This window comes from Paenibacillus sp. 01T442, from assembly GCF_056398345.1.
In genome coordinates this window covers 230,758-249,935 of the sequence record NZ_JBFTPF010000004.1, presented here as the reverse complement: position 1 = coordinate 249,935, position 19,178 = coordinate 230,758, and the positions used below count along the sequence as shown (strand labels likewise).

Here is a 19,178-nt window from a genome sequence, read left to right as displayed (position 1 = left end):
TTAGCGCCATTAGCTTGACGCCCAAATGTAATCGCATTGCCATCATCCTGATAGACGATCAATCCGGCCCATTCATACCCATTTGATGCATCAAACTTTACCTTGGTGGAAATGGTGAAGTCGCTAGTACCGGGATTTCTCAGAAGAATATTACTCGGTTTAGATCCGCCCCAGCTTCCTTCGATTGTCGTTAATCTCATTGCGTCCGGACTGCTTTCTGCGTACCAATTGTTGCTGATTTCTCTTACCCATGACCAGCCGCCGCTCAAGTTTTTCCCCGGACGCGAAGCTGGTTTTGGGTATTGCCCGTTATAACTATAGACTCGAACATAATCGACTGCCATTTGTTTCGGAACCGACCAATCTGTAGTTGAATCTGGGTTCCCCGGCCAATTGCCGCCTACCGCCAAATTTAATTGCAGATAAAAGTCGCGGTCAAAAGGAGCCGGGTAGGGGTTGTCATCTGTACTCGTGCTGCTTTTACTAAACMAATCGTTCTTAGTTGAGTAAAGAATTCCGTCGATAAACCATTTTATTTGGCCCGGAGCCCATTCAATACTGAAAGTATGGAAGTCATCCGAAAATTTCTGATTATTGGGAAGCGTATAGTTTTCTCCGGTATGTGCATAAGGGTTGCCATAATGTATGGTGCCGTATACTTTACCCGGTTCATGTCCAAGAGATTCCATAATGTCTATTTCACCGCTAGCAGGCCAACCTCCGAAATCCTTGTTGGTAGGCATCATCCAGATGGCAGGCCACATCCCCTTGCCTTCCGGTAATTTAGCACGGATTTCAAATCGACCATAAGTCCAATCACCTTTATTCTTCGTCTCTAACTTTGCTGAAGTATAATCGCTTCCTTGATACTTCTCCTTGCGTGCTTCAATAATTAAATTCCCGTTCTCAACACGGACATTTTCCGGCCTTTTCGTATAATTCTGCAGTTCGTTGTTGCCATAGCCACCGCCACCTTGAACATAGTTCCATTTGGATTCATCTAGCGTAGAATTGCTAAATTCATCATTCCACACTAACGTCCATGGAGAATCATTTGTGGCGTCGAGAGTCGTTATCCCTTCTCCTACGCTGCCTTCAAGGGCATAAGTCGGTGATAACGACGCTACCGACGCAAACAGTACAATAACTAGAAAAGTAATGATTACTTTTTTGAATGTCAAGGTTTCACACTCCCAGACAAATTCTTATCTAAAAATCTAAGAATTAAAACAACCGCTTCTGCTCGGGTAGCGTTGTCATTCGGAGCGAATAGATTATTTTCTTTCCCATAGATCAGTCCTGCTTTGGCTGCCGCCGCAACAGATTTCTGCGCATACGCGGGAATCATTCCGAGATCGGCAAAAGTCGGATTCAACTCGGATTCTGTTTCCAAACCAAAAGCACGAACCAGCATCGTCGCTGATTCTGATCGGGTAATCGGTTGATCTCCGCGGAATGTGTTGTCCTCAAACCCGTTGATGATTTTAGCTTTAACAGCCGCCGATACGGAAGGTCTCGCCCATGTCGGGATTTCGTCGAGATCGACAAACGATAGCTCACTTGCGTCTTCTGCCGGCAATTGCAGCGCGCGCATTAGTATACTAACAAACTCGTTACGAGTAACGTGACGTTGAGGACGGAACGAACTATCGCTGTAGCCTGACACAATTCCAAGTTCAACAGCTCGCTGAATCGATGCCTCAGCCMAGTGCCCGGCAATGTCATTCAGCAACGGCTTGCCAATCGTTATGGACACTCGCTCCCCTACGTTTTGCGATGCCTTGACTAATTTAGAATTCACAAGATCCACATCTTTGATCTCGATTTCTGCCTCCCCCTGGCCAATCGTTTGAAAACTCAACGTGAAGAAAGTTAAGTTTCCGTTATCTCCGAGTACTTGACCTATTTTCGAGTGAGCAAATGTAAGATTGTCTCCCTTTACGATCGGACTGACTGTAAATCCTGAACCAGAGCTTTTCGCCTCTTTAAACCTCAGTCGCTCGGAATCAAATACGATATTAAATTCATATGCAAACACATCGGTCAGGTTTGTCCCTCTGACAGTAACCTGAATCTCTTTATCAATGTCAGCTTTGCTGCTCGTAATCATGGCATACGAAGGAGCACCTGTGGCAAGTATCCTTTGCGGCTGCAACCAGGGAATGCATAATAATAATGCCAATCCAAGTGTAAACAATTTACTTCTCATTCTAATCATCCCCGTTTTCGCAGTTTCCATATGGATCAAGGAGGACGGCAAATGCGCCATCCTCCCCAATCTTGAAATTAATTATCTAAAAGCCAGTTGTCGAGAAGCATTCTTGCTACTGCCGCAAGGACTTGAATATCGATTTTGCCGTTATTAAAGATATCAGCAGCTTCAATTTCACTCCAGTTGGCATCTGTTGACTTCATGCCATAATACTTGGAGATGACGGATAGATCATTGATGGTGACACTCGTTTGACCCGGAACTAGCGTAACAATCTTCGTCAGGAATGTTTGCAGTGCCGTATTCACATCTGTTGTCGCCGTGTTTACTTGCGTCTGCGTTGCCGCCGAACTGCTTAATACTGCGTTAGCCCTCGATATAGCCGCCTGCAATTCCGCTCTCGCAGCCGCCGGATATTGACCGACTTTGGTGCCTTCGGTCACTGCATCATACTTGCTTTGCGYAGCTGTAATCGCTTTGCTCAGTGCTGMTTTGTCTACAACAGTACCAGGATCGGTGTATACCGAATTAGTGAACGTTGTCAACGCAGCATTTAAAGCACTCAACGCATCTGCGACTTCCGATTGGGTTGATGTTGCGTTATCACGCACCGCTTTGGCGTTGTTAATAACTGATTGTAATATTGCTTTCGATCCGGTCGGATACTGGCCGATATTGTTTCCTTCCGTCGCTGCATCATGTTTGTTCTGAGCAACAATAATCGCAGCGTTCAAATCCACTTTATCCACATCTTTTATTTGAATGCTGAGAGATACGCCGGTTACTAGCGTGCCTGAACCCGCGAAGGAAACCATAAAGTCGGATAACGACACCGTTGTTTCCCCCGCTGCAACCCCCGCTTTGGTTTTGGCGTGTATGGTTAATAGATTTCCGATCGTACTAATCGCGGTGTCATTTCCCTCGCTGGCCATAATGATTCGAATCTGACCTTTATCGGCCTTGATCGCAGTCCCTAACACGTTGAAATGATTTCTTAGTGAGCTCAGGGCAACGTCAGTCAAGGAGAAAGTACCGTCACTATTGGTTATTGTGTCGAACTCCAGTAAGTTCGGATCATAATTCAGAATGACATCGAGCGTAGTGAAGCTGGAGTCCAAGCTGCTCACGCCAACAGTCAAATCGAATTGCTGTTGCTGAAAGACAGCCTCGGGACCGATTAATGTAGCTGCTGTTACTTGTGCAATTTGTCCACTGATGGTGATATTCGCCTCTCCTTTGACACCTGAGCTGTCATGGGCTGTCGCGATGACTTTCACCACGCCATCCTTAGCAGCAGTTAACAAACCTCCGCTACTAATCGTCGCTTTATCCGTTGCCGTTCCATCTGTGTTATAGACAGACCAGCTCACCGTTTTATTACTTGCATTCGCAGGCTGCACATCTGCAGACATTAGCAGTTTTCCACCCTTGTTAGTGATCGCGTTTGCTCCACCTGCTCCGGTTACAGTTATAGAGGCAACCGCTTCAGGTTGGCCACTGATATCGATTGTCGCACTTCCGGTTACACCAGAACCGTCAGTCGCAGTCGCTACCACTTTAAGCTTTCCATTTTTCACAGCGGTCAACAGTCCACCGACACTGATTGTTGCCTTATCTGTTGTGGATCCATCCGTGTTTACGACAGACCATAAAACCGCTTTGTTATCCGCTGTTCCAGGCATTACCCCTGCGGACATCTGAAGCGTACCCTTATCGGCTGTGATCACCGACGATCCTCCTGCTCCTGTGACGGAAATGGAAGTAACAGGGTTCCAGTACGGCACTATTATATCGGTCAAAGTGAAATTTGAAAATTCAGCCAGTTTGGCTGGAGGCGTACTATTAGTAGCTAATTTCCTTACAAATATCCCCACCTTAGGATTAGTTAAGGTGACACCTGTGAAAGTAACTACTTTATTTTGATTTGCCGCATCGGTCGCCTGAGTCCAATCGGTACCGTTACTGCTGTAATAACCATTATAAGTCGTGCCTATTTTTTCGATTTTCAAGTATATGTCCCCGGAAACGGGATCCGTGTCATTTTTATCAGATTGAGATCCGCCTTTTATTTGAGAGAACCTGATCTGTTTGGCAGCACCAGGGTTGTTGCCGTTTGCTTGTCGTCCCAAGGAAATTAAGTTACCATCATCCTGATAAACAATCAATCCTGCCCATTCAAAGCCCTGTGTCGCATCGAACTTCAGTTTTGTGGAGATGGTAAAATCGGTAGTGCCTGGATTTTTCAGAAGAATGTTATTTGGATAAGAACCCGACGCCCATCTTCCATCCATTGTCGTTAATTTCATCACATTGGCGTTCGTAGGTTCAATTGCCCAGTTCACTGGGCTCTCTCTCACCCATGACCATCCGTTGTTCAAAGTCAGCGCCTGCCCGATAATAGTAATCGTCTGCTTTCCAACGACACCAGACCCGTCCTTGGATGTAGCGATAACGTTCACGGTTCCGTCGCTCTGCGGTTTTAACAAACCTGCAACATCAATCGTCGCCTTGCCTGTTCCGTTCTCCACCGACCAGGTGATCGTTGGTTCGTCAGCATTAGCAGGCGCAACCGCAGCAGTCATTTGCAGTGTGCCGCCTTTGGTTGTGATGGAATTCGCACCACCTGCTCCTGTCACCGTAATCGTACTCACTTTTACGATCTGACCGCTGATGGTGATAAGGGCTTCGCCTTTCACGTCAGTACCGTCTTTTGCTGTCGCAATGACTTTTACGATACCGTCATTCGCTGCCTTTAACAATCCCGTGGCATCGATGGTCGCTTTATCCGTGTCCTTTCCGTTCGTGTTCACGACGGACCAAGTGACGGTCGTTTGATCTGCATTTGAAGGCATAACACCAGCTGACATTTGCAGCGTGCCGCGTTTTTCCTTTATTGATGATGCATTTCCGGCTCCAGTAACTTTAATGCTCGTTACGGCTACATTTGGCGCCTGAGCCACTGTAACTTGCGCCAATGCTTCATTAGTGCTTGCGCCTACTGTTCCTTTTACAGGAAAGCTGCCTACCGATGTATATTTAGAAGGGTCGATGGTTTCCCATGTTACAGGTACATTCTTGGTAGTTCCATCACCGAAAACCTGAGTTACGCCTGCTGGCAGTACAGGAGCTTTTCCTGTAATTGTCGCCTTCGTGAGTGGTGTTATGCTTACAGGTGTTCTTGGCGTATATTCTGTAAATGTCGCTCTCATGCTGCCTTTTTTCACAGCGTTGCCTATATTATTCACTATATGCGTAATCTCACCGAAGCCRCTTAAGAAAACACTTGTCGCATTGTGAATTTTGACGTTTGGCGTATCTGGAATTTCGATAGCGCTTTCAAGATTTACATTATCCGCATCCCTGAAGAAGGAGTAGATGCCAACTCCCCAAGCATCGTGTGATTTCACCGATTCCGCTACTTTATAGGAAGCAAAACCCTTAACAGTACCATTGCTGCTCATCCAGCTATCTTGATCCGGTACATCGTACGGAATTTCAGATTGATAGAAGTACATCCGACCTCTATCGCCATTCCATAAAGTCTGATATTCATGAAAATGTTCAACGAACAAACCATAGATGGTTACATCGTTTCCGTTCACGACCAAACCGTTCGTTGTTGTGTTTAAGTTCCATTTCACATCAGTACCGTGATCAGCGCGCCATACCCAGAAGTGATCACCAATCACATTGTTGCTGTTGATTTTGATACTGGTATCTGCTCTTCCAACTACAGGTCCTCCGCCAACTCTAAAGAAAAGATCTTGAAGCAAGGTCGGATTTGCCGAGTGATCCTTTGAGCTTCCCGATGGCCCTACTTGCATTAATGCGGGTGAACTCTCTGATCCAGCATCGAAAAGAAGTCCTGCAATCGTAACGCCATCAACATCATCTACCGACAAAGCAACAACGCCATTGTGCGGCATGAGCGTAGCAAATCCAATACCAAGGACTACGGTATCTGGGCTTGTTACCCGAATGGTATCGTTAAGATGATAAATACCTGGAGTTAATAAGAGATTTTTCCCCGCTGCAAGCGCAGCATTGATGGTTGCAGCATCCGATTTATCCGGAGATGCTACATAGAATTGGTCAAGTGGTATCGATTTACCTTGGCTTGCTCCTCCTGACCATGACGTTCCTTTCGTATTTGATTGAAGACCAGGAACAAAAACTTGAAACGCCCCACTGCCATCTACGGTAAGGAATGGCTTCTCCCGATTGATAGGCGTTTGATTGACAATTGTGTTCGGTGTTGCAGGCCAAGTGTTAGCAGGTGCAGTACCGAAATTGTCCCCAAGAAAAACGTTGTTCCACTGTCCGCCTGACCAATCATTCATTACGCTATTTCTGGAGAACCATTGCTGTTGTCCTCCTGCTTCAACTCTGCCATCGACTTTGGAATCGGCCATGTAGCCACCGCTCGCCCATCCGCCATCATGCAGCTTGAGATCGCCTTTCACGTGCATACGTCTAAATGGAACTGCTTGTGCTACCGCCCATTTATTACTGGCTGACGTGGGTTCTATTGTGAAATTTTCAGCAGACCGCCAAAAGTTTTTAGTTGCGTTCCCAACTGGCTGATTCCACCATAAAGCATCAACCGTTACATCGCCCTTAATCGTGACGTCGTCAGGACTTTGGCCCAAACCCGCTACATGCGTATAGAAGCCCACTCTAATGTCAGTTTGGTATGTACCCGGTTTAAAAAACAAGGCATAGCGATCATTGCCGAATTCACTTGCTTCTTGTCGTTTGAATACTTCGGACGTAATTCTTTGAACTTCTGATGCCGGCGTATTTTGGTCAAACACATATACATTGGGACCCAATGGACCCGTGGAAGGTTCCAGCCCATCTGCCGCGTTAGATACCGCTGGTGCCACTACGAATAAACTCATCAAAATTGAAAATGTGAGCATAATGGACAAACTTCTTTTCAACATGTTTTCAGCCCTCCGGTAACTTTAATGTGTAAACAAAACCCTACAGTGCTGTAGAACTTCTCCTTGTACCACCTCTTCAGTCGTTTATCGCTTTCCCCGGTAAGCGTTTTCTATATTAATCTTCTTCTCCCGGCGCTTTTGGCCTCCTTAAACTTCAGTCGCTCGAAATCGAATACGATATTAAATTCATATGCAAACACATCGGTGAGGTTTATCCCCTTGACAGTAACCTCAATCTCTTTACCAAATTCAGCTTTGCTGCTCGTAATCAGGTCATACGAAGGAGCACCTGCGGCAAGCATCCTTTGCGGCTGCAACCAGGGAATGCATCAGATCCGTCATTGGCTGTCGCAATGACTTTTACTTGTCCATTCTTAACAGCGGTTATCATTCCTGCAGTTCTGATGGTCGCCTTATCGGTGGCAGTTCCATCCTCAACTTTTTATCAAGTACGTCGCCTCCATTTAAACGAAATATGACCTGCCTCGAAGTGAAGCGCATTCATTAAGTTCACGTTTAACTCCTTCCTTCAGTTCCGCCTAACGGCAACCTGTCCATTAAGGCTTTCTTTCCTCATCATAGATACAAAAAGAAGGTCTGAAAAGAAAACAAATTGACCAATATGGATGTTTTTTTAACTTTCGCGGAAGAAATTGCGGAATTATTTGGAGAAATGAGAAAAACCTTCAAGTCCACTGCGAAGTGGCTTTGAAGGTTCTCTCAAGGATCTAGTTATGAACAACGAGTTGTTTACACACGCATGGCCCCAAATCTTTTTAATACGCTGATCGAATGAAAGTGCATGCCCTCGTGATACAGTGTAAACGTCAGGAATTCCCCGATTTTGTTTAGCAATATGCCTCTGCCTGTCGTAAATGGGGTTTTCACCTGCTCGTGGAAGCGACAACGCATTTCAGTCTATACGCTGTAGTTAATGTCATCAAAAACTTTGTTGACCTAGCTCCCTACGGTTGGGCCCAAGAGGCTATTGAAGTATTGGCAGCCAAAGGAATCATCAGCGGAACAAGTGAGAAAACATTTACACCTGCTGCAAACATATCTCGGGCAGACTTCCTGTTACTCTTGGTAAAATCGTTAGGTTTATCGGTGCATAGCGATGCTAATTTTAATGGATGTCAGAAGGATTCTTACTATTACGATGCTGTGGCAATTGCGAAAGAACTCGGTATCGCACAAGGGAGCGGAGACCATACATGTAGTCCGAATGCATCCATCACCAGACAGGATATGATGGTTATCGTGCCCCCATCCTAATCAGCAATAGCCGCCGTTCGCGCTACCTTAATCGATGCAAAGGCATAAACGATAAGTGCGCTCCAGATAAAAGCAAAGCTAATCAATAGCATAGGTGAAAATTTCTCTTTGAACACGAATATGCTAAGCAGAAGCGTAATCGACGGGCCGATATACTGAATGAAGCCCAGCATAGATAGCGGCAGTTGTGACGCAGCTTTGGCAAACCATAGCAAGGGCAGCGCGGTAGCACCGCCTGCTAGGAAAAGCATGATCAACGTTAGCGGCGGCAGTGTCCACGCAGCATCTTGATGCGTAGCAAATAGGTAGATGATGTAGGCAAGGGCGATCGGGAAAACGAACGCCGTCTCCCCAGCGAGGCCGGTTGCGGCATCGTAGGTGACTCTTTTTTTCACGAGGCTATATAAGCCAAAGGTACCTGCTAAGGTAAGGGATACCCAGGGAAATCTGCCGTAATCCACGGTGGCGATCAAGACACCGATTCCGGCCAAAGCCACAGCCAGCCATTGTCTGCCCGTCGGCTTCTCACGAAGGAACAGCACCGCGAGCATAATGTTGAAAAGCGGTGTGATGTAATATCCGAGACTCGTCTCGATCACATGCCCATTATTAACGGCCCAAATATAGATCAGCCAATTGGTGCTAATCAACAAACTACTCGCTCCCACAAGTAATAAGGTGGTGCGATTCGTAATCAGGCTACGAAACTGCTGCCATTTACCTTTTCCAACGACAATCAGAATCGCCATAAACACGAATGACCAAATCACGCGATGCGATAATATTTCTCCCGCCATCAATGACCCGAAAAGCTTCCAATACACAGGCAGCAAGCCCCAAGCAATGTAAGCAATAATGGCATAGCCAAGACCTTTTTTCATTATAAAAACCCCACTTCATGTACAAGTAACACAATTCTATGCACCATAAAATCTGTCCATTGGTTAATAACATTGCTTCATTGTACTGGAAAGTGGGGTTTTTGTACAAATATAATTGTCTGCTTGTTCGTTAAAATCCCGATTCTAAATAATTATCCTGGTTGTCAAAGTAAGGAATTTCCTTTTCAATCATCGGATCAATAACGGATATACCCTCCTTCGTTGTCACATGCCAATCCTCATTCGAGCTGATCACTTCGGCCAAAAAAGCATCAAGATCCATGGCGTATATCTCCTTCCTCTATGCATGTAGGGAATATCCTTATTATGGTGTCTATATGACAAAAAAATCCCCGATACACGGGGATTCTCCGAACGATCATCCTTTTACCGAACCTGCAGCTATTCCTTCTACGATGCGATTACTCAATAAGATGAACGCAATCATGATTGGCAAAATACTGATCATCAGCGTCGCGCCAATCGCGCCCCAATCGGTCGTATATTGGCCGACGAAATTCTGAACGCCTACAGTTAAAGTCTTATACTTTTCCGAGGAGATGAATGTATTCACGAAAATAAACTCATTCCAATTATAGATCATGTTAATGATCACAGCTGTAGATAGCACAGATGCCGTCATCGGCAGCGTAATGCTGAAGAAGATGCGATTCACGGAGCACCCGTCCATCACGGCAGCTTCTTCTACTTCACGCGGCAGCGTGTAATAAAAGCCGAGCATAATCATGATCGTAATCGGCAAGTTAAAAGCAATGTAGGACAGGATGATCGACAATGGATGGTTGGTTAGGTTCATTTTCATAAACATACTGAATAAGGGAATGAGCGTCGAGTGCACGGGAATCATCATTCCTACCATAAACAATCCAAGCACAAAGGACTGCAGCTTCCATTTCATCCGGGTCAACGCAAATGTCACTAAGCTAGCTAATAAAACCGTGACCCCAACCGACACTAACGTCATCCAGACGCTGTTAAAAAAGTAACTATTGATATGGCCTTGCGTCCAAACCTTCTCGTAATTCTCCCAACGCAGTCTCTCTGGGAATGCCATCGGGGCGAGATTGAAGATTTCCTCATTATTTTTCAAGGAGAATAGCATGAGCCACAAGAGCGGAAAAATCTGAATCACAGCGACAATCGCTAACACGATATACAATACGCCATAGCCGATTTGTCCAGGTAGCTTGCTTCGTAGTGTTAGCGCCTGTGCCTGACGACGAGTGGTTTCGAGTTGCATCGGAATCGGAATCTCCTTTCGTTACGAGTATTGGATCTCATCTTTGGAAGCTGTCGCTTTACGGATTAACCAAGTAGCCACGAGGCATATCAAGAGCAAGAAGAAGCCAATGGCGCTGGCATAACCGAAATCATAGCCTTTGAACGCTTTGCGGTACATGTAGGAGGCCATTACTTCGCTGGATCCGTTAGGCCCGCCCCCTGTCATCACGTAGATCAGGTCAAAGTATTTCAGTGATCCGACGACGGCCAGAACGACCGTTACTTTCATCACTTCCGCGATTAACGGAACACGAATGGATAAGGCGATGCGCCATGGACTAGCGCCATCAATGCGTGCGGCTTCGATCAGCGAGGCCGGTACATTTTTCAATGCAGCGTAATAGATCAAGATATAAAATCCAGCGTACTGCCATAAGATCGGCATGAAAATCGCGTATAAAACAATGGATGGATTGGACAGCCATTCCGGTGTATGCGTGACCCCCAGCGATGTTAGGATAGCATTCAATACCCCGTTCGTTGGGTGGAATATTTTCAACCATAGTTGAGCGATGGCTACTGATGATAGCAGCATAGGAATTAAATAGATTTTGCGAAAAAAGTTAGCCCCTCGAATGTTTGCGGAGAGTACTAATGCGACTAACAAATATCCAAGCAGGGAGACGCTTGAGAAAATCGCCAGCAAAAACGAGTGCTTCGCGCTTCCCCAAAATAATTTATCCTTAAGCAGTTCGGTATAATTATGCAAACCGATGAAACTCATTTTGCCTACGCCATCCCATTTCATAAGTCCGTAGTAGCCCGTCATCATGATCGGCATATAGATCAAGGCTAGCAGCAGAAATAACGAGGGAATCACGTAGACCGCAATCATGGATTTGTTAGACATGACTTTATCCATAGCAGGCACTTTCCTTTCACCGATAATGACAAAGGACATACCACTTGGAGGGATATGTCCTTTCCCAAATCGTTCGTATTCGTTAGGCTACTTCGCTTCCTTCGCCAAGGCATCCTCATGATTCTTCGCAAAAGCTTCCGGTGTCACCGCTTTACCAAACAAAGCTTGAATCATATTCAAGTGAACTTCTGCGGAAGCAGGCTTCATTTGAACATCTGCGAAAAGGGTAATATTGCTCGCTTTATTCAATTCGTTCAATAGGTCGATGTACATTTGCGGCAGCTTCACTTTGGATGTGTCTACTTTCGTTGCTGGAATTACGCCTGCTTCAGAAATCGCGTGCTCGCCCCACTTCGATACGAAGAAGCTGACGAATTTCTTGGACTCTTCTTTCACTTTGGAGTTGTTCGCTACGAACAAGCCCACGCCTGGTCCGCCAACCCAGCTATCCATGTTGCCTTTACCGCCATCGACCGTCGGGAATTTAAAGAATCCGATTTGATCCTTGAACGCTTGTGGCACATCTTTGTTCGTTGTGTAGTTCGGTAATTCCCAAGTTCCCATCATATACATCGCAGCTTTGCTGTTCATGAACTCTGCTTTACCTTCGTCATTGCCAAGCCCATTGAAGCCTTTGTTGAAGGCATTCATGTCAACAAGCTGGGAAACTTCTGTTGCTGCGCGAACTAAACCTGGATCATTGAATGAGCCTGTGCGGTCAATCGCTTTTTTCAACGTTTCGGGTCCGCCGATCCGATCAGCAAGGTACATGTACCAGAGTGAACCTGTCCAACGGTCTTTGTTGCCAAGTGCGATTGGAGCTACACCGTTCGAACTCAGCGTTTTGACAATGTTTTTGAACTCGTCATACGTCTTAGGTGGTGCAAGGTTATACTTGGCAAAAAGCGCTTTATTGTAATACACCGGCACGATGTTCAATTCAACCGGAAGACMGTAGGTTTTACCGCCGAATGCATAAGCATCTGTTGTGCCTTTCACGAATTTATCTTTCAAATCCCCTTGCAGCAAGTCATCCAGCGGAGCGAACATGTCGCCTTTGACATAAGGATCCATGTAGCCTGCTGCCCATGTGAAGCCCACATCAGGAAGGGCATTTGAGGTCGAAAGGACTTTCATTTTATTCTTGTATTGTTCATTCTCGAGCACTTCCTGCTCAATCGTCACATTCGGATTCGCTGCTTGATACTCTTTGATGATATCGTTTACAATTTTGTTTTGCGTAGCGGAGTTTCCTGTCGGCCACAGGTGCATCATTTTAATCGTTACTTTTTTCGCGGGTTGCGCAGTTGCTGCTTCGGTTGCTTTCGTTGATTCTTTAGGAGCTGTCGTTGGACTCGCATTATCTGTGGAACTAGAGCAGCCCGTCAATGCCATGGATAGGCCGAGCATCGTAGTTAGCGACCATGTAAGCGTTTTTCTTACCATGTTTGTTTCCCCCTAATCATTTGTGTGCTACGTGTTTTATTGTAGCGMTTTCATTGTGGCTGCAGGGAGTAAGAGCTATCGGGTAATATTCCACTATTTCGAGGTATTCATCCGATCATCGGCATCCATTATCTGTTTCCGATACTGATTCGGGCTCGTCCCTTCATACTCTTTGAACAGCTTAATGAAATATTTCGACGTCTGGTAGCCTACTTGCTCCGAGATATCCGCAATCGTTAATCTTGTTTGCAGGAGCAGCTCCTTCGCCTTCTGGATCCGGTTTCTCGCAACATATTCACTGAAGGTGAACCCCGTTTGCTCTTTGAAAAGAGCGCTGAAATAGCTCGGATTCAGATGGATTTGGCTTGCTACCTCGCTCATGCCGAGCGGATCTTGAAGATGTGCCTCCACATACTGGATGGCCTGCTGCACAGGAGCACTGTAATTTTTGTCGGCAGTCTTCGCCTGCATCAAGCGCGTGTCCACCATTTTCTCCATCGTTTCAACGCGCMCGCGTTCTTCTTCCATGCGCAGCGCCTGCTGGACGGCCTCGATCAGCTTGCTTTTCTGAATCGGCTTGAGCAAATAGTTAACAACGCCTAATTCGATCGCTGTTTGTGCATATTGAAAATCCGGATGTCCCGAAATAATGATGACTACTGGCTTGTGAGCGAAACCACGTGTACCTTCCACGACTTGCAAACCGTTCATTTCAGGCATACGGATGTCTGTAATCAAGAGATGTACGGGTCGCGATCGTAAAAGTTCGAGCGCTTCCGTCCCATTGCTGCAGCTAAGTATCGCATACCGCCCGATGGACCAGGCTTCTAATGTTTTGCGTATGCCTTCTCTCGTTAATGGCTCATCGTCAACGATAAGAATGGTTTTCCCCGATTGATTCATCGTGTTCCTCCTAAAAGTTTTTCGCCAGAAAAACGAGCTTCGAAAGCATATGCTTAGATCGGAATATCGAAGCTCACACTCGTACCCTGCCCAGGACAACTCGTGATCGTTAAGCCACGATATGTTTCTGGAAGTGACGGGTAGTAGAGCTGAAGACGCCGCTGCACGTTGGAGATGGCCATGCCTTTTCCTTTGGCGGATGGGGCACTTCCGCGTTCCATCGACTCCAGCACAGCCAGCAGTGTCTGTTCATTCATCCCTGGACCGTCATCACGTACCGTAATGCGCAGTTCCGACGACGGCTCAAGCGGCGACGGTTCCACGCGAATCGTGATCAGTCCCACTCCGATTTTGCCTTCCAAACCATGCAAGATGGCGTTCTCCACCAAAGGCTGAATCAGCAGCTTCGGAATATTCACGTGACTGTACATGTCTTCGCTGTCTATTTCCCAAACGAGCCGCGAACCAAACCTCACACTCATAATGCTTAAATAACGCTTGATGTGCTCCAGTTCCTCCGATAGATTGACCCACACATCTTTGTTCGGATTGCCGATGACATAGCGAAATAAATCAGACATAGCGACAACAAGATCAGCTAGCTCTTCTTCCTCTTTTTCCTGCAGGGACCAGTACAATGCTTCTAATGTGTTATATAAAAAATGCGGATCAATCTGCGCTTGAAGAGCTTGCAGCTCCGTTCGGCTTTGGATCATTTCCTTCTCGTACACGAGTTTAATGAGTCGATTCATGTTATCTACCATCTGATTGTAGGTCATGTTCAAGTCATTCAGCTCCGTGGTGTAAGACTGTGTCAAATTGGGCGTTAGCACCCCTTGCCTTGTATTTCTCATAGCCCGCATCAACCTAAGAATCGGTCTTGTAATCATCGAAGATAGCAGAAATGACAGGATAATAAACAGCACCAACCCGATAGCCCCAGATACGATAATCGCCCAACGCAGCACGGAAATCCCATCCGTCACATCACTCACCGGGTACAAAATCATCAACGTCCAGCCCGTCTGTTCGGAGAGCTGTTTCACCAAAATATATCGCTTCTGCTCTAAAGTAACTTGCTGCGAATCGGTATGCATGAGCCCGCTGATGTCAGCAAGTGCTCCGCCTTCAGAGACAATGGGCCTTGCCGAGCTATCGGCTAACAGCATTAATTCGCGCTGCCCTGTATCGGGGAGCTTGCTTTGGAAATCGAAATAGCTGCGATTAATCCGCACCATCAAATACCCGCCATTTGAGAACCATCGGTCAATTAAATTGATCCGACGAATGGCTAGAACCGTGTCCGGATTCTTCGGATCGTTCCCGATCCACACCAGCCTGCCCTTCTCTTTATCCGCCTGTTCAATCCAGTTCGGTTCGATTAGATCCGTTAACTTCTGTTCATCCAGCGGAAACATACGCGCAAAATCCGTCGTATACAACTCCACATTGCTCACACCACTGTAAGCTTGGATGTGATTGGCGATTTTCAGAAGCGACTGACGCTCGCTGAAGTTTGGCGTCTTCCCTTGAACGGATGATAAAAACAATTGCTGCAAATACACATCATTTACAGCTTGTAACGTCAACGTATCGATTTGTGTAATGATCGCTTCCAGTCTGCCGTTCGCTTGACTGGCGATTTGCTTCATCTGTGTCTCCGCCTTCGTGTTGAGGAGGGTGGATACCGAATTGTACGTAATCGCGCCTGCACAGACCAGAACGATGATCATCACGGCAATAAATCCCGCTAACATCTGATTGCGCAATGTATTCCAGTTAGCCAGCTTCTGCCACAAGCGGAGTTCCCCTTTTCGCATATAAGTAAGTGCTTTCAATATGCCAAATCATACTACATCCTAGAAAGTTTGGCTATTAAACTATGTCCATTTTCGCTTCAATACGCGTTCATTTCCTGTTCATGAATTGTCCTAGCATCATATATTGCAAAAATAAGGCTAATCGCGTCAAATCTATCCGATTCAAAAACAGGGGATTCCTTTATAATCAAGTTATTGAAAGCGATTACAATACAATTCATACAACATGCAAACCATTCCAAAGGAGATGTTTCATTATGAATAAAGTACGTATGGGTATTATCGGACTAGGAGCAGAAGGAGGCATGTACGCAGGCTTTCTAGCAGATGGCAAGGTAAGCAACATGATCATCGGCGCTTTATGCGATACGGATCCTGCCAAGAAGCAAATGGCCGCTGAGAAGTATCCGGACATCCCTTTCTATGACAATTATATCGAAATGATGGAAAGCGGACATGTGGATGCCATCGTCACCTGTGTGCCGCACTACTTGCACCCACAGATGGGTATCGAAGCGCTGAAACGAGGGATTCACGCCTTGGTCGAGAAACCCGCAGGCGTGTACACGAAACAAGTTCGTGAGTTGAATGAGTTCGCAGCTACGAAGCCTGAACTGACTTTTGGCATCTTCTTCAACCAACGTACCAACTCCCTTTACCAGAAGTTGAAGCAATTAATTGAAGATGGCGAGATCGGCGAAATTCGCAGAACGAATTGGATTATTACCACTTGGTGGAGACCACAAGGTTATTATGATCAAAGTGAGTGGAGAGCGACCTGGGGCGGCGAAGGCGGTGGCGTTCTAGTGAATCAAGCGCCTCATCAGCTGGATTTAATGCAATGGATTTGCGGGATGCCGAAGAAAGTATACTCGAACGTGAAATATGGTTTTCAACGAAACATTGCTGTTGAGGATGAAGTCACAGCCATGTTTGAATACGAGAACGGTGCGACTGGCGTATTTGTTACTTGCACACACGACGTATTAGGCACAGATCGCTTCGAAATCCTTGGCGACAAAGGGAAGATAGTTGTAGACGGCAGTAAGAAAATTACAATCAAACGTCTTACTACCCCAGAGTCCGAGATGAGCAACTCGATGAACATGCAGGACGTGATGAAAATTTTCATGGGTCAAAACACAGGGGATATTTTCACAGAGGAAGTGCTCGAATTCGGGGAATCCTTCGGTGTTCAGCATATCGCTGTACTCGAAAACTTTGCAGCCAACGTGCTGGACGGCACTCCGCTAATCGCACCTGGCAGCGATGGCATTTATGGCGTGCGACTTGCCAATGCCATTCATCTATCCAGCTGGCTTGGCAAAGAAATCGAACTTCCTTTCGATGAGGATCTGTTCTTACAAGAACTGAACAAAAGGGTCGAAACAGAAAACAAATATCCAGTCAACGTATAAGGAGGCAAGCGTCATGGCAAAGGGAAAAATCGGCGTTCAAATGATGATGTTGAAGGGTAAGGTTGAGGAGCTTGGTATCTTCGAAACATTGAAGAGAGTGAAAAAACTCGGCTATAGCTGTGTTGAAGTATCACAAATTCCGATGTCACCAGATAATGTGGCTGAACTGCGCAGAGCAAGCGTCTATTTCGATATTGAAATCGCCTCCTTAAGTGCCTCCATCGAACCGATGGTTCCAGGCATGCCAGGAGAATTTCTTTCAACGGACTTCGATAAGATCGTCGCAGATTGCCACACACTGAATTGTAAATTCCTGCGCATTCCGATGCTTCCCTTCACATCGATGGGGAACAAGGAGGCTGTACTAGCCTTCGTTCAGAACGCAGACGACTATGCAGAAAAGTTAGCACCGCACGGCATCTCTTTGTACTATCACAACCATCATGCTGAGTTCCAGAAGTTTGATGGCGAATACTTGCTGGATATTATCAAAAACAATACGAAGCATCTCGGTTTCGAGATGGACGTCCACTGGATCCAACGCGGCGGGGAAAATCCCGTAACCTTCATTCAGCAATACGAGGGTCGTGTTGCACTGATTCACTTGAAAGACTACCGCATCGGAGCGCTGAACTACGATTTCTCCAAAGGCATGGATATGCAAGCGTTTATGACCGCATTTAACAATATCATCCAATTCGCTGAGGTTGGCGAAGGCAGTCTCGATATTAAAGGCATCATGGAAGCTGGCGCGGCCAGCGGCTCGAAATATTTCCTCGTTGAACAAGACGATGTGTATGGGAAGGATCCGTTCGATTGCCTCGCCCTCTCGGCGACTAATTTGCGCAAGCTAGGCTTTACCGACTGGTTCTAACATATAGGTTTATCCAAAATCACCCACTTCCGCCTTCAGATGGCGGTCATAGCTGGGTGATTTTTACATACAACAAAAAGCCTACCCGCTTTCACCATAGGTGAAGATTCGAGTAGACTAGGGAGAGTACAAGGAAGCTCCACGAGAGCTATAACTTCTTTTTGTGGTAGAAAAAATTTGGCAACTTGATCTCATTCGAGTAATGCTGATGGAAAATATGCGTCGTAGCCGGGGACATCGGCGGAATCAGCCACGTCCAGTCACCCGTGACGTCGCGCCCGCTCTTCTCTTCGTTGTCTTCGAAGCGCTTGAACTGCTTCGCTGCCGTGTGGTGATCGACGATGGCAACACCCTGCTGGGCGAACGAATGCAGCACCGCTACGTTTAGCTCGACCAGCGCTTTGTCCTTCCAAAGTGAGGACTCACGCCGCGTATCGAGTCCCATGATCGACGCTACCCGCGGCAGCATGTTGTACCTGGCCTCATCGGCAAAGTTCCGCGCGCCGATTTCCGTTCCCATGTACCACCCGTTAAACGGAGCCGCGGGATAGATCACGCCGCCCATTTCGAGGTACATGTTAGAAACCATCGGCACCGCATACCATTGCAGGTTCAGCTCCGCGAAGGTTGGCAGCTCTGGATGGCTAATCGCCACCTCCAGAATCAACGCTTTCGGGATCTCGAACAGCCGCGGCTCCCGCTCTCCTACCTGTAGCATGAGGGGCAGCACATCAAAATGCGTCCCCTCACTCTGCCAGCCAAGTGCCTGGCATGCCTTCGTGAAGGTCACTGAAACAGGGTCGCCCAAGATGCCATGTTCGGTTTCATACCCCGCATAGCGAATCAGCTGCTCATTCTTAATCTGAACAACTGGCTTCCCTTCACGTGATTGGGGAAATATCGTGATGACGGGGCGGATTTTGCCGCCATTCGTCGCTTCCTCGATATGCCTGAACAGCGCCTCGGCCGCAGCTTCTACCGTCTCTATATGACGAGCGTCGTGTACACGAAGCGACTCCCAGAACAAACGCCCAATGCAGCGGTTGCTGTTGCGCCAAGCCATTTTCGCGCCATGCGTCAGCTCTTCCATCGTATGCTCATACGTCCCAGTATACTGAATCGCTTGCGTAATCTCGGCAATACGGGCGTTAATTTGTGCCTCACTTTTGCCCAATTCGGTATAGCATTCTTGTATAAAAGGGATCGCTTTCTCTAGTTGCTGGTCCTGAACTTTCATCG

At 46.7% G+C, this 19,178-nt stretch carries 14 protein-coding genes and 1 pseudogene; 3 read left to right on the top strand and 12 right to left on the bottom strand.

Going from position 1 to position 19,178, the window contains the following annotated elements:
* The 4 genes and pseudogenes from AC1DLM_RS06565 to AC1DLM_RS06550 form a co-directional block, all read right to left on the bottom strand.
* The coding region (locus tag AC1DLM_RS06565) for a family 16 glycosylhydrolase (RefSeq protein WP_477569465.1) at nucleotides 1–1,181 on the bottom strand (1,181 nt) is incomplete at its 3' end.
* The gene (locus AC1DLM_RS06560) at nucleotides 1,178–2,209 is read right to left on the bottom strand and encodes an S-layer homology domain-containing protein (protein ID WP_477569464.1); all 1,032 of its coding nucleotides are present in this window, start codon (nucleotides 2,207–2,209) and stop codon (nucleotides 1,178–1,180) included. The genes AC1DLM_RS06565 and AC1DLM_RS06560, both read right to left, overlap by 4 nt.
* 77 nt (nucleotides 2,210–2,286) lie before the next feature.
* On the bottom strand, nucleotides 2,287–7,158 hold the full coding sequence (locus AC1DLM_RS06555) for an Ig-like domain-containing protein (protein WP_477569463.1): 4,872 nt from the start codon (nucleotides 7,156–7,158) through the stop codon (nucleotides 2,287–2,289).
* A 268-nt stretch (nucleotides 7,159–7,426) separates the two neighbouring features.
* Nucleotides 7,427–7,570 (bottom strand): annotated as a pseudogene (locus AC1DLM_RS06550) (hypothetical protein); the annotation flags it as partial.
* 482 nt (nucleotides 7,571–8,052) lie between these two features.
* Between AC1DLM_RS06550 and AC1DLM_RS06545 the strand changes: the two are divergent.
* Complete coding sequence (locus AC1DLM_RS06545; RefSeq protein WP_441989470.1) at nucleotides 8,053–8,433, top strand: S-layer homology domain-containing protein; 381 nt, start codon at nucleotides 8,053–8,055, stop codon at nucleotides 8,431–8,433.
* Here AC1DLM_RS06545 and rarD read toward each other — a convergent pair.
* The 7 genes from rarD to AC1DLM_RS06510 all read right to left on the bottom strand — a co-directional run bounded on the left by rarD (nucleotide 8,430) and on the right by AC1DLM_RS06510 (nucleotide 15,626).
* The gene (rarD, locus tag AC1DLM_RS06540; RefSeq protein WP_441989469.1) at nucleotides 8,430–9,314 is read right to left on the bottom strand and encodes an EamA family transporter RarD; all 885 of its coding nucleotides are present in this window, start codon (nucleotides 9,312–9,314) and stop codon (nucleotides 8,430–8,432) included. The two genes, AC1DLM_RS06545 and rarD, sit on opposite strands and share 4 nt — an antisense overlap.
* 130 nt (nucleotides 9,315–9,444) lie before the next feature.
* Nucleotides 9,445–9,597, bottom strand: coding sequence for a hypothetical protein (locus AC1DLM_RS06535; protein WP_441989468.1), 153 nt, complete (start codon nucleotides 9,595–9,597; stop codon nucleotides 9,445–9,447).
* Between the two features lie 96 nt (nucleotides 9,598–9,693).
* Nucleotides 9,694–10,575 carry a carbohydrate ABC transporter permease gene (locus AC1DLM_RS06530; protein ID WP_441989467.1) on the bottom strand — a complete coding sequence of 294 codons (882 nt, stop codon included), beginning with the start codon at nucleotides 10,573–10,575 and terminating at the stop codon, nucleotides 9,694–9,696.
* Nucleotides 10,576–10,596: 21 nt separating this feature from the next.
* A complete protein-coding gene (locus AC1DLM_RS06525) occupies nucleotides 10,597–11,478 on the bottom strand; it encodes a carbohydrate ABC transporter permease (protein WP_441989466.1) in 882 nt (293 codons plus the stop codon).
* Nucleotides 11,479–11,565: 87 nt separating this feature from the next.
* Nucleotides 11,566–12,924 (bottom strand): extracellular solute-binding protein, encoded by a 1,359-nt coding sequence (locus AC1DLM_RS06520; protein WP_477569462.1) that lies wholly within the window; start codon nucleotides 12,922–12,924, stop codon nucleotides 11,566–11,568.
* Between the two features lie 93 nt (nucleotides 12,925–13,017).
* Nucleotides 13,018–13,827, bottom strand: coding sequence for a response regulator transcription factor (locus AC1DLM_RS06515; protein ID WP_477569461.1), 810 nt, complete (start codon nucleotides 13,825–13,827; stop codon nucleotides 13,018–13,020).
* A gap of 53 nt (nucleotides 13,828–13,880) precedes the next feature.
* Nucleotides 13,881–15,626 (bottom strand): sensor histidine kinase, encoded by a 1,746-nt coding sequence (locus AC1DLM_RS06510; protein ID WP_477569460.1) that lies wholly within the window; start codon nucleotides 15,624–15,626, stop codon nucleotides 13,881–13,883.
* A gap of 278 nt (nucleotides 15,627–15,904) precedes the next feature.
* Between AC1DLM_RS06510 and AC1DLM_RS06505 the strand changes: the two genes are divergently transcribed.
* Together AC1DLM_RS06505 and AC1DLM_RS06500 are read left to right on the top strand one after the other, a co-directional pair.
* Nucleotides 15,905–17,065, top strand: coding sequence for a Gfo/Idh/MocA family protein (locus AC1DLM_RS06505; protein WP_477569459.1), 1,161 nt, complete (start codon nucleotides 15,905–15,907; stop codon nucleotides 17,063–17,065).
* Nucleotides 17,066–17,078: 13 nt separating this feature from the next.
* On the top strand, nucleotides 17,079–17,939 hold the full coding sequence (locus tag AC1DLM_RS06500) for a sugar phosphate isomerase/epimerase family protein (protein ID WP_477569458.1): 861 nt from the start codon (nucleotides 17,079–17,081) through the stop codon (nucleotides 17,937–17,939).
* Nucleotides 17,940–18,087: 148 nt separating this feature from the next.
* Here AC1DLM_RS06500 and AC1DLM_RS06495 read toward each other — a convergent pair whose 3' ends face one another.
* Complete coding sequence (locus AC1DLM_RS06495; protein WP_441989460.1) at nucleotides 18,088–19,176, bottom strand: nitric oxide synthase oxygenase; 1,089 nt, start codon at nucleotides 19,174–19,176, stop codon at nucleotides 18,088–18,090.
* Nucleotides 19,177–19,178: the final 2 nt, after the last annotated feature.